The 11,613-nt window shown below is 64.7% G+C and carries 12 protein-coding genes; 6 read left to right on the top strand and 6 right to left on the bottom strand.

The annotated features are described in order from the left end of the window. Positions 1 to 120: 120 nt before the first annotated feature. On the bottom strand, positions 121 to 507 hold the full coding sequence (locus SAJA_RS13635) for a DUF2267 domain-containing protein (RefSeq protein ID WP_123659217.1): 387 nt from the start codon (positions 505 to 507) through the stop codon (positions 121 to 123). A 152-nt stretch (positions 508 to 659) separates the two neighbouring features. Here SAJA_RS13635 and SAJA_RS13630 point away from each other — a divergent pair, with 152 nt between their 5' ends. Beyond that, positions 660 to 1,154, top strand: coding sequence for a DUF302 domain-containing protein (locus tag SAJA_RS13630; RefSeq protein WP_184999899.1), 495 nt, complete (start codon positions 660 to 662; stop codon positions 1,152 to 1,154). Here the strand turns inward: SAJA_RS13630 and SAJA_RS13625 are convergent. The 4 genes from SAJA_RS13625 to SAJA_RS13610 all read right to left on the bottom strand — a co-directional run bounded on the left by SAJA_RS13625 (position 1,120) and on the right by SAJA_RS13610 (position 5,741). After that, the gene (locus SAJA_RS13625) at positions 1,120 to 2,412 is read right to left on the bottom strand and encodes a PepSY-associated TM helix domain-containing protein (protein WP_123659215.1); all 1,293 of its coding nucleotides are present in this window, start codon (positions 2,410 to 2,412) and stop codon (positions 1,120 to 1,122) included. The genes SAJA_RS13630 and SAJA_RS13625 overlap by 35 nt on opposite strands. A gap of 123 nt (positions 2,413 to 2,535) precedes the next feature. Beyond that, on the bottom strand, positions 2,536 to 3,231 hold the full coding sequence (locus tag SAJA_RS13620; RefSeq protein WP_123659214.1) for a ZIP family metal transporter: 696 nt from the start codon (positions 3,229 to 3,231) through the stop codon (positions 2,536 to 2,538). 101 nt (positions 3,232 to 3,332) lie between these two features. Beyond that, positions 3,333 to 5,222: a monovalent cation:proton antiporter family protein gene (locus SAJA_RS13615; protein WP_123659213.1), complete on the bottom strand. Its 1,890-nt coding sequence runs from the start codon at positions 5,220 to 5,222 to the stop codon at positions 3,333 to 3,335. A 192-nt stretch (positions 5,223 to 5,414) separates the two neighbouring features. Continuing rightward, positions 5,415 to 5,741, bottom strand: a complete 327-nt coding sequence (locus SAJA_RS13610) for a hypothetical protein (RefSeq protein WP_123659212.1) — start codon at positions 5,739 to 5,741, stop codon at positions 5,415 to 5,417. A gap of 200 nt (positions 5,742 to 5,941) precedes the next feature. On the opposite strand from SAJA_RS13610, the gene SAJA_RS13605 reads away from it, so the two are divergent. Both SAJA_RS13605 and SAJA_RS13600 read left to right on the top strand, forming a co-directional pair. Next, on the top strand, positions 5,942 to 6,307 hold the full coding sequence (locus SAJA_RS13605; RefSeq protein ID WP_123659211.1) for a SpoIIAA family protein: 366 nt from the start codon (positions 5,942 to 5,944) through the stop codon (positions 6,305 to 6,307). Positions 6,308 to 6,394: 87 nt separating this feature from the next. Further along, complete coding sequence (locus SAJA_RS13600; RefSeq protein WP_123659210.1) at positions 6,395 to 6,871, top strand: hypothetical protein; 477 nt, start codon at positions 6,395 to 6,397, stop codon at positions 6,869 to 6,871. Between the two features lie 49 nt (positions 6,872 to 6,920). Here the strand turns inward: SAJA_RS13600 and SAJA_RS13595 are convergent, their stop codons facing one another. Next, complete coding sequence (locus tag SAJA_RS13595; protein ID WP_123659209.1) at positions 6,921 to 8,195, bottom strand: dicarboxylate/amino acid:cation symporter; 1,275 nt, start codon at positions 8,193 to 8,195, stop codon at positions 6,921 to 6,923. Between the two features lie 177 nt (positions 8,196 to 8,372). On the opposite strand from SAJA_RS13595, the gene SAJA_RS13590 reads away from it, so the two are divergent. From SAJA_RS13590 to SAJA_RS13580, 3 genes are read left to right on the top strand one after another with little or no spacing between them, the layout of a single operon-like run. After that, positions 8,373 to 9,788, top strand: a complete 1,416-nt coding sequence (locus SAJA_RS13590) for an amidase (protein ID WP_123659208.1) — start codon at positions 8,373 to 8,375, stop codon at positions 9,786 to 9,788. 34 nt (positions 9,789 to 9,822) lie between these two features. After that, a complete protein-coding gene (locus SAJA_RS13585) occupies positions 9,823 to 11,019 on the top strand; it encodes a phosphatidylserine decarboxylase (RefSeq protein WP_221180252.1) in 1,197 nt (398 codons plus the stop codon). A gap of 58 nt (positions 11,020 to 11,077) precedes the next feature. Then, positions 11,078 to 11,479 (top strand): ectoine synthase, encoded by a 402-nt coding sequence (locus SAJA_RS13580; RefSeq protein ID WP_123659207.1) that lies wholly within the window; start codon positions 11,078 to 11,080, stop codon positions 11,477 to 11,479. Positions 11,480 to 11,613 lie beyond the last annotated feature (134 nt).

Here is an 11,613-nt window from a genome sequence, read left to right as displayed (position 1 = left end):
TCGCGCCCTGCGGCGTTGCGAGTCTTGATCGTGGCACACCACGACGCTGCGACTCGCGCCTTGCAGGACACACTGCGGACTCTCGACGAAAACGGCGCCCGGATGAAACGGCAAGAGGCCCTAACCGGTCAACAACGCCTCGAGCGAGGCCGGGGCATCCAGGGCCACGTCGATGCTCTCGCCGCGCGATAACGCGTTCTGGAACGTGGCGGCCGCGGCCCGTGCCCCGGCCTCGATCTCGCCGGCCGGGCGATGACAACGGATCGCCACCTGCTCGAAAAACGCCTCGAGCGAGATATCGCGTGTATTGGCCTCGGCCTGCTGGGCGCCGGCTTCAGCGGACTTGGCCAGCTCTTTCGGCAGCTGCGAGGCCAGATCAAAGGTCTGTTGGGCCGGCAGATACATACACAGCACCTCGACCGTCGCGTGGCTGATATTGGCTGCCAGCTCGCGATCCTCGATATGGCTGCGCTGGGCGACGTTGGTGATGAATTGTTCGATCTGCATAAATCTTTTTGGTTAATGAGCTCGCGCGCAGTGTCGGTACGGCCCGAACACACGTCTATCCGGGCTGATCCGGATAGCGCGGCGCCGGGCATTCGCACGCACGCGCCATGTCTGTTACCAAGATGTATGATTTCCACGACAACCGCCGCCCCATGACGCCACGTCTCATCGCCATCGCCCTGCTCGGCCTGCTATCGGTATCGCCGGCGCTGGCCGCCGACGACGCCGAGGCCACCTCCCAGGCGCCGACCCAACCGAGCGCTGCCGGCCTTAAGGTCACGCAAAGCCCCTACGACGTGCACACCACGGTGCAGCGTTTTGAAAACGTGGCCCAGAATCAGGGCCTGGATGTCTTCGATACCATCGATCACGCCGCCGGCGCGGCTGACGCGGGCCTGGCCCTGCCGGCCACCACGCTGGTGATCTTCGGCAACCCCAAGGCCGGCACGCCGCTCATGCAATGTTCGCGCACGGCCGCCATCGATCTGCCGAACAAGGCGCTCGTCTGGGCCGAAAACGGCAAGACCTGGATCGCGGTCAACGACATGGATTACCTGGCCCAGCGTCATCACATGACCGATTGCCCGGCCGTGCCCAAGGTGGCCGACAAGCTCAGGCAGCTGGTGGGCCAGACGGTCGCCCAATAAGACGCGATAATCCCGGGGCGCGGGCGTCCAACCAGACCAGGAGCGGACAGCTCGCCGCCCATACGGGCAAGACAAACGCCAGGGCACAGAACGTCACGCCAAGCCCGATTTGTTGGCGCCGCGTGAGCCCGACCAAACTGTGCCAGAGCGTCATGCGTGCTGTCTGGCGGCGGCGCTGGATGAGCCCCACCCAGCCCGACACGATCAGCGCGATCAGCCCGGTCGCGAACACGGCCAGTACGAGCTGATTCACCCAGCCGAACAACACGCCCATGTGGCCATCGATGCCCCAGCGGGTAAGCTTGGCCGCCAGCGGCCAGTCAGCAAAGCGGCTGTGTGCCACGGACGCCCCGGTCACGCTGTCCACGGCAATACGATCGACCTGTGAGGGCCAGCGTCGATCGATCTCGGCCACTGTCCAGGTCGTGTCATTGCCACGCGGGGCGCGTATCTCGATCCGATCGGCGCCCAGGCCCTGACGGCGCGCTGTGGCCAGAACGCTGTCATAGGTCTGTGTGCCGGGCCTTGCCGTCGATGAGGCCGTGGCCGCGCTGAGTGTCGGCGTCTGCCAGCCGGCCAGCACGCGCAGTGTGGCGATCCGCTGGCCGGCGAACTGTGACCAGGTCAGCCCGGTGATGGAAAACCCGAGCAGGCCGATGACGAGCCACGGGCCCAGACGACGATGCCAGGCCCGGGCACGGCGCGGCGCGCGCCGCGCCTGGCCCCACAGCACCAACCCGCCGAGCGCGGCCACGGCCAGCCACGACGCCGCCAACTCACTATAGAGCCGGCCCGGCGCACCGAGCAGCAGGCTGCGATGCAGCTTGTCGATGACACGCCGGATCGGCAGCGCACCAGAGGTGCCGTAGCCTGCCAGCTGGCCGTGGATACGCCCGGTGCCGGGATCCACGAACACGGCGGTGGTCACCCCGGCATCCGCGCCGGGGCGTGCAAACATCACGCGGGTGGTGGTTTCGCCGGCCCGCCCCGGGCGAAGCGCTACCGGTGGGCCGGCCTCGGGCCGTGCCTGCCGGGCGATATCGATCTGGCGGGTCAGCGACAACGAGGCGCCGGCGCCCGCGGTATCGGCCGTTGTGACCGGGGCATACCACCAGGCCGTCAACTGGGGAGTGGCGGCATAGGCCAGCCCGGTGATGGCTGCGATCAATAACCAGGGCGCGGCGAACAGCCCCACCGCGCTATGCAGCGCGCGCATGAACACGGCCAGCCGTGTGGCCGGGCTTATCGCGACCGGCATCGCCGTGCCTTGATCGGTTGCTGAAACCCCGCGTGCCTGCACGTCAATCGCTTGACCACGAATCCTGGACGAACGATACGCCCCACATGCCGAGGCCGGGCTGTGACGTATCGTCGCAGTGATTCAACTGATCTGATTCAGCGCCAGGGCCAGAATCACCCCGGCGATCGTGGCCAGGCCCGTCAGGCGCTCGTCGGTCTTGAAGGCCTGGGGGAACACATCCACGGCCAGGGCACAGATGATCGCGCCGGCCGCAAAACAGCGCAGATAATCCAGCACGGCTTCATGGGCCTGGCCAAAGCCGTAGCGGCCGATAATGGCGGCCGCGGCCAGAATAGCGATTACACCCGCCCAGGTCGCCGCGATCCGGGCCCTGGAATGCCCGGAATCGATCATGCCGCGGGTGGCATTGGCTGCCCAGGGCACGTTGGACACCAGGATCGAGCCCACCAGGGCACTGATCTGTATGGCACTGAAACCGATCAACGACAGGCCGATCGCGAGATTTTCCGGCACGCCGGACATCAGGATCTTGCCGGCCGAGCCTTCGGCCATGCCGATCCACCCCGCGCGGTTGAGAACCTGGATGAGCACGGTATACAACAGCGCCCCGAAAAACAGGGCCGCGAACGGCAGCAGCAGCGAGCGCTCGTTGATCACCGGCTGAATCAACTCCAGCACGGCCGCAATCAGAAGCGCCCCGCCCGCCAGGGCGATGAGCACGCCTTCGAGCCGCGCCGGCATGCCGATGAGCAACACCCAGGCCACGCCGATCAGCAGGGCGATCGACGTGGCGGCGATCAGAACGAACAGAGTCATCTAAAACGGGGCCTCACAGATCATGCAACTGTCCGGGCCTTCACGCAGGCGATACAACACCTCGGCGATACGGCGCTGCTCGGGCGGGCCGCCGGGTGCGGCTACCAACGACTGGCCAGCCGCCGCATCAGCGCGTCGACCTCGTCATGAGCACCAATCACCGTAAGCGTGTCGTTGATCTTGAGCACCGTGGACGGCTCGGCCTCGAGCACGGCCCCGCCGCGCTGCACGCGCAGCACGCGGGTGCCCTCGGGCAGGCCGATATGCCGGATCTGGCGATCCGCCAGCCAGGGATTGGCCAGCTTGGCGATACGAATCTCCTGGGTCTCATCGTCATGGATCAGCCCGTCCATGGCCGCGCCGCCCAGCGCCATGCTCTCCAGCAGCAGGAACTTGGCATAGGCGGGGTTGACCACATTGACCCCGGCATCACGAAAACGCTTGTTGAAGGCCGGATCCCGCACCCAGGCCACCAGGCGCTGCACGGCATGTACTTCTCGCGCGACACGACAATACGCCAGGTTGGTCTCGTCATCGTCGGCCACGGCGATCAGCGTGTCCGCGCCCTCGATACCGGCCGTGCGCAGGGCCGCGCTCAGCTCGCTGCGCGAAGCACTGGCCGGTGCGGCGTGATGATCGATGTCGTAGACCGCGACCTCACGCCCGATCTCGCGCAGGCGCCCCGCCAGCGGGGCCGTGTCGCGGGTATCGCCGATCAGCAACATATGCCGGGCCTTGCGATAACTGCGCGGCACCAGCCGGGCGAAGGCGATGGGCGAGAGCAGACAGGTCACGATCGCCACCAGGATGATCGCAGCATCCAGCGCCGGCGAGATGATGCCCATCTCCACGCCGATGGCCGCCACTGCGATGATCAACGACAGGCGCGCCGAGAGCAGCGTGCTGGCGGCAAACGTCTCGCGCCAGCCAAAGGCCAGGCGAAAGGTCATCGCCCCCAGCAGCTTCACCCCGAAAGCGATCGCCAGCAACAAGCCCACGGTCGCCCAGGGCGAATCCGAGCCCAGCAGCGCCGGCAGATCGAACTGCACGCCCACCATCACGAAGAATATCGGGATGAAGAAGCCGTAGCCGATGGCATCGAGCTTTTCGCGCAGCATCGAGCTTTCGCTGCCGACCAGAAACGAGACCAGCACACCGGCCAGAAACGCGCCCAGAATGTTTTCCACGCCCAGGCCCTCGGCCAGGGCGATGAACACAAGCGCCAGCGCCATCGAGCCGCGCACGCGGATCTGTGAGGTGGCCGTGGACAGTGCGTGCATCAAGCGCTGGGCGGGCAGGTTCTCGCGTGCCCGCCCGGCCAGCCGGTACGAGGCCACGAACACGATGAGCAGCACCAGAATCAACAACAGATCGAGTGCGGCCCCCGCGCGCACCATGGCAAAGCCGCTGACCAGCAGAATGGTGACGAAATCGGCAATCAACGCCGCGGCCAGCAGCGTCTGGCCGTAGGTGCTCTCGATCACCCCGCGTTCTTTCAAGACCGGGGCGACCACGCCCAGCGACGTGGTCGACAGAATCAGCGCCATCAGCCAGGGCTGATCCACCAGATCGATATGGGTGAGATAGAACGCCGCACCCAGCGAACACAGCGTGGTCACCGCGAACGCCGCCCCGCCGATCACGAACGGATTACGCCGCAGCCGGGCCCAGCGCGTGCTCGCACGCAGCCCCCCGCGGGCCGAGAGCCCGGAAAAATCGATCTCCAGCCCCGACAGGAACATCAGATAGGCGAAGCCGAAGACCGAGAGCACCTCGAGCACGAACTCGTCGGAGACCAGCCCCAGCCCGCTGCGCCCGACCACAATGCCCGCAATGATCTCGCCCACGACCACGGGAATGCCCAGCCGGCGAATCGGCGACAGCAGGATCGGCACCGCAAAACTCAAGGCGATGACGATCAGCAGCGGCAGAAAAGAAATATGCCCGGATTCCATGGCGCCCCGAACCGTGGAAAAACATCGACGGATCATCGCAGGCGATCATCCGCACGTCTCTACAACGGCCGGCAGGTGCTACCGGGCCATCGTCATAAAGCGTGGCATTCAATCACGCCCGGGCCGTCATCGATAGCCCGCGGCGGTCAGGCCACGCAGCACAGGCCCACAAAAAAGCCGTCGCCTGTTCAGGCGACGGCTCACGCGCGTCAACGGATCATCGCGCGATCAGTCTTCGTAACTGTCGCTGTCCATGTCGTTATGGTCCATGCCGTCGTCGTTATCGCCGACGTCCATTTCGCTGTCGTTGTCATCCATGGCGTCATCGTTCATGTCGGTGTCTGCCCCCGACATGGCCGAATCGTTATCCATATCGTTGTCTTCGGTCATGGCGCCGCCGCTCATGCCGCTATTCATCGACTCGTTGTTCATCGTCGACGTGTCGCTCGACATATCCGAATCCTCGTCGGCCAGCGCGCCGGCCGAGAACGCCAGGCCGGACACAGCCAGTACCGAGCACATCGCGGCCATCGTCATGTTCTTACGCATCGTCATGATTATCTCCTTGGGCTATTGCCCATCTCAGGCTATTGCCTGGATAACAGGCCATTCACTCTGACCCTTGGGCCAGTGCCTTTGACACTACCGCCTGTTTATGACTGAAACCTTAAGATGCGGCTCGCCTGCTGCGCTCGTCAGCCCCCCGAGACAGCGGCTACAGTGAATGCCGAGCTTTCAGACACGAGGTATCTCGCATGCTACGTATTGCACCGTTTCCCGCCGATGCCGGCCATGTTCTGCCCATCGAAATCGACGGCGCCGTGGGCCAACAGGATTTCGCCAATATCGTTGCCGAGCTGGAAAACCGCCTCGCCGAGCACGACAAACTCTCGCTCTACGTCGAGATTCATTCGCTGGGCGGCGTATCGCCACAGGCCCTGTTCAACGATCTCAAGACCGCGATCAAGCACTGGGATCGGTTCGACAAGCAGGCTGTTGTCACCGACATAAGCGGTGTCGCCGAGGCCGCCGACTGGTCCGACAAGATCACCTCCAAGATGACGATCCGCGGGTTTCCCATGGCCGAGCGAGAATCCGCGCGTCAGTGGATCATCGCCTAGGACACATGCGCTGAGCCGGCACTGGGCGCACGTGACGCGCGGGCCGCGAAACCGCACACTTGTCGTGTTCCCATACTCGATTTCGTTATGAGCGCTGAAGACAATCTCGTAGAAGCCAATCCCTGCAAACTGCGCAACGGCAACTGGGGCGCCAAGACAGCCGAGCCGGTCGAGGCCGGCGACACGGTTCAGGTGGTCACACGCGCCGGCAAGACATGGCGCGCCGATATCACCACCGTGGTATGGACCGATGGCACGGTCTGTATCTGCGAAACCGCCAGCCAGGGCAGCGCTCCGGCGGCCGGCAAGAGCGCGGCGCCGAAAAAACCTGCCGCCGACAAGAAAAGTGCGACCCCGCCGGCCGCCGACGGCCCCGCGCCCGTCGAGGCCGAGGCCGAGGCTTACGGCACACCGGCCTACACGGCCGATGCCCCGCCCACGACCGTGGACAGCCAAAGCGACGAACTCGACGCCATGGCCGATAGCGCGGCCGCCGACTCGGATGACGACGATTTCATGGCCGCTTACGACGAGCTGGAAAAAAGCGAAACCGGCCGGGGCTAATCTCTTACCGGCCGCCACGCCTTGCGCGCTCCGGTTGCTGCCCGGCCGATCAGGCAGAACAACGCCTGCCGTTGTAAACCTGGCGATCCACCGTGTTCTCACTGACCGCCACCCAGGTCGTGACCATCAGATCGCCGGCCACGTTCACGCCGGTGCGCGCCATATCCAGAATACGGTCGATGCCGGCGATCACGCCGACCGCAGCCAGCGGCAGGCCGACCTGTGCCAGAACGATCGAAAGCATGATCAAACCCGCGCCGGGCACGCCGGCAGTACCGATCGAGGCCAACGTACCGGTCAGCACGATCATGCCGTAATCGGCCCAGGACAGATCCACACCCACCAGCTGGGCCACAAACACGGCCACAACGCCCTGGTAGATCGCCGTGCCGTCCATGTTGATCGTGGCCCCGACCGGCAGCACGAAGGCCGCGATCGAGCGCGGCACGCCCAGATTATTCTCGGCGCAGCGCAACGACACCGGCAGCGTTCCGGATGAGGACGCCGACGAAAAAGCCACCAACAGCGCATCGAGACTACCGTGCAGATAGCGCAGCGGGTTGAGCCGCATGACGAGCGCGACGATGCCCGAGTAGACGAGCAGCACCTGCAATACACAGGCCAAATACATCACGCCGATAACCTTGGCCAGCGGCCAGAGCACGTCGGCGCCGTACTGGCCGGTCACCACGGCGATCAACGCGAACACGCCGATCGGCGCCAGCGCCATCACGAACGTCGTAAGCGTGATCATGGCCTCGGCCAGGCCTTCGAACACCCGGATCACCGGCTCGGCCGGCTTGCCCGTGATCGCCAGTGCGATCGCCAGGGCGATGGCAAAGACGATGATCTGCAGGATATTGCCATCGGTGAGTGCTGCCACCGGATTGGTGGGCACCAGCCCCACGAGGATATCCGACAGGCCGGGCGCGTCCTGGGCAGCCGGCGCGTCGGTTGCGCCCAGTGACATCGACACGCCGGTGCCCGGCTGGATGAGCGTCGATAACAACAAGCCCAGGGCGATGGCAAACGCGGTCGTCAACAAATAGATGGCCACGGTGCGCAGCCCGATACGGCCCATCGCCTGCGGGTCGCGCATGCCGGTGATGCCCACCACCAGGGTCGAAAACACCAACGGCACGATCAGCATTTTGATGGCGTTGATGAACAGATCGCCGATCGGGGCCAGCCACGCGGCGCGTTCTCCCAGCAGGCTGCCGACAAGCGTGCCCAGAACGAGCCCGACCAGAATCTGCTGCCATAGCGGCAATCGGCGACACAGCCGGGCATAGCGTCCGTCGGTCGATAGGGTGTCGTCGGTCATGGGCGCGCTTTCGTCAGTGCTGTCACGTCACGGCGCACTCTGGCAGATGCATGGCAAGACACAAGCGGATGACCGGGCAGTAGATGGTATCTACAACTAAGTGATGATACGGATTTTGTCACGCAACGGCCGGTGGTCTCCTGTAGCGGCGCTATTCGAACGCACCGAGGCCACACGATGCCGACAACCGATCTGGGGTTGGCCAGCGCCAGCGAGCTGCTCCGACTCTACCGTAGCGGCCAGGCCAGCCCCATCGAGGCAACCCGAGCCGCGCTTGCGCGTATTGATCGTCATAACGCGGCCGTGAACGCCTATGTTCATGTCGATTCCGACGGGGCGATGGCAGCCGCCAGAGCATCCGAGGCCCGTTGGCAGCGCGGCGCGCCGTTGTCCGAGGTCGATGGTGTGCCCTCGTCGATCAAGGATCTCGCAGAGGTCACGGGCATGCCGGCCCGGGCCGGCTCGTTGACGACAAGTGATGCCCGCTGCGACTACGATTCGCCCCCGGCCGATTTCATGAAACGTGCCGGCGCCGTGATTCTGGGCAAGACCAACACCCCGGAATTCGGCTGGAAAGGCGTGACCGACAACCGCGTGTTCGGCGCGACCGGCAACCCCTGGAACCCGGACAAGACCGCCGGCGGCTCATCCGGCGGTGCTGCGAGCGCGGCCGCGCTCAACATGGGCGTGCTGCATCAAGGCAGTGACTCGGGCGGCTCGATCCGTATTCCGGCGGGCTTTTGTGGCGTGTTCGGGTTCAAGCCCACGTTTGGCTGGGTGCCACAATGGCCGCCGTCCAAGTCCGCCCTGCTGGCCAGCATTGGCCCGTTGACGCGCCATGCCGAGGACGGCGCGCGCATGCTCAACGTCATTGGCCGGCATCATCCCGACGATCTGTATTCCCGCGGTGGCCAGCCCGCCGACTGGGGCACGGCGCCCGTCGAATCGCTGGCAGGCGTGCGTATCGCCTACTCGCGGGATCTGGGTTTTGCCTCGGTCGACCCGCAGATCGCGGCCGCCATCGACCGGGTCGCAGCCGAGCTTCGGGCGCTGGGCGCTGAAATCATCGAGGCCGATCCCGGCATCGATGAACCGATCGATATCTATCGCAAGATCTGGTTCACCGGGGCCCGCGTGCTCTGGGAGGGCCTGGACGCCGATCAGCGAGAACTGCTTGATCCGGGGCTGGCCGAAAACGCCCGGCGCGCCGAAGCCTGGGCCTCCACCGATCTGTTCCAGGCCATGGACGGGCGCGTGCGCCTGGGCGCGCACATGGCGCGCTTCTTTCAGGGCTACGACATGCTGCTCACGCCCACCCTGCCGCTCGAGGCGTTTGCCGTGAATCATCAGGTACCGCCGGATTCCGACATGCACGACTGGCAGGAATGGGCCAATTTCTCTTACCCGTTCAACCTGACCGGTCAGCCCGGCGTGTCGGTGCCCTGTGGCTTTTCCACCAACGGCCTGCCCATCAGCTTTCAGCTTACCGCCGAGCGTTATCAGGACGTGGCGATCATGCAGGCCGCGCGGGCCTATATGGATGCCCACCCGCCGACCCATCCGAATGTACCCGGCGCGGACCCGGCCATTTAACGCGGTGGCTCAAACAGGCAAAAAAGGATGTCTCATGGCTGCCCATGATCCCGATCAGGTCGTTCATAACCTGCAGCGTTATGCCCGAGCCTGCGATACCGATTTCATTGCCCTGCTCGAGCAGTCGCTGCAGAAAGCCAAGGCCCGGGCCGACGATGCCCTGGACCCGCTGCTGATCAAGGCGCTGCGCTGGCCACAGACGTTCGACGAATACACCGATTATGTCGCCGATTTCATGCGCTGGATTCCCTGTCAGTCGGACGACGAGATCTGGCGCGAGCTTTCCGAGCGCGATCAGTACGAGCAGGAAGTCTATGACCGGCTGTGTCATTTCTTCTGGCTGATCGATCAGGACGTCGGCGACAGCCAGCAGAAGATCGCTGAAAACATCGAGTGGTTTCGTGACTGGCTGCTGGAAGTGGCCCGTGACTGGGGCGTGTTCCTGGACTCACCGGAGTCCTTCAGCGACGAGATTCTGGATCAGTTCGTGCGCAACGCGCCGCAGTACCGCGTGGCGGAGTCACTGATCAACGGCCGGCCGAACCAGCCCAGCGGCTGGCTGAGCTTCAATCAGTTCTTTGCCCGAGAGCTCAATACCGGTCTGCGACCCATCGCCTCCCCCGGTGACAATCGCGTGGTCGCCTCGGCCGCCGACTGTGCCTATCAACAACAGTTCACGATTGACGCGGATTCGAGTATCCCGGGTTGTCGCGTCAAGCGCACCCATCAATACGGCAACGTCGCCGAGCTGTTGGGCCATGGTCCCAGCGCCGATGCGTTTGCCGGCGGCACGTTCGTTCACTATGCCCTGCCGCCCTCGGCCTATCACCGGTTTCATCTGCCGGTGGGCGGGCGTGTGGCCGAGGCCTACACGGTCAGCGGCAAGGCTTATCTACAGGTCAGCCTGGGCAACGGCGGCTTCGAATCACACGACGATGCCACCACCGGCTATGAATTCTCCCAGACCCGCGGCGTGGTGATCATCGACACCGCCGACTCGCCGGATGGCGATATTGGCCTGGTGGCCGCAGTGCCGGTGGGCATGTCGCACGTCGGCTCGATCAACCTCACGGCCACGATTGATCGGCCGGCCGCCAAGGGCGCCGAGTTCGGTTATTTCCTGTTCGGCGGCTCGGACATGATCCTGCTGTTCCAGGCCGGCGCGGCGCCAGATATCGATCCGGATACCGGTTTCCGTTTCTACGGCAGCGAGATCGCACGCTGTCGTTGATCCCACTGAGACCGTCCGATGATCTCAGTATTCACATGCCAAAACGAGGACCCAAGCGATGATCATTCGCACCCACGAAGATGCCAAGAACGACGCCGTCGAAGACGACAAGTGGATCAGCCGGCGCTATACCCTGCGCGCCGACGGCATGGGCCATTCCATGCACGAAACCTATATCAAGCCCGGCCAGCACCTGCACATGTGGTACAAGAACCACAAGGAAACCGTGCTGTGCGTCGACGGTGAAGGCCAGATCGAGGATCTGACCGAGGGCGGCACCTGGGAGCTCAAGCCCGGCGTGCTGTATGCCCTGGACAAGCACCAGCAGCATATTCTCTCGAGCGAGAAAGGCATGACCGTGATCTGTGCCTTCTCGCCGTCGCTGGTCGGCCCCGAAGACCACGACGAGCAGGGCAGCTACCCGCTGCTCGATGACGACGGCACCGTGATCCAGCGCTGAATGCCGCACCGGGCCGGCCGGATACGGCCGGCCCGTCTCTCAGCCGTCCCGCCGGGCGGGCAGAGCCGCCGGCACAAAGGTGCTTGCATGCGCGCGCAGGAAACAGCCGATCGCTCCAAAAGACAAAGATCGAG

It is taken from the genome of Salinisphaera japonica YTM-1, from assembly GCF_003788585.1.
GTDB classification, from domain to species: domain Bacteria; phylum Pseudomonadota; class Gammaproteobacteria; order Nevskiales; family Salinisphaeraceae; genus Salinisphaera; species Salinisphaera japonica.
The sequence above is the reverse complement of the archived record's forward strand: the minus strand, read 5'-3'. Positions and strand labels throughout refer to the sequence as shown.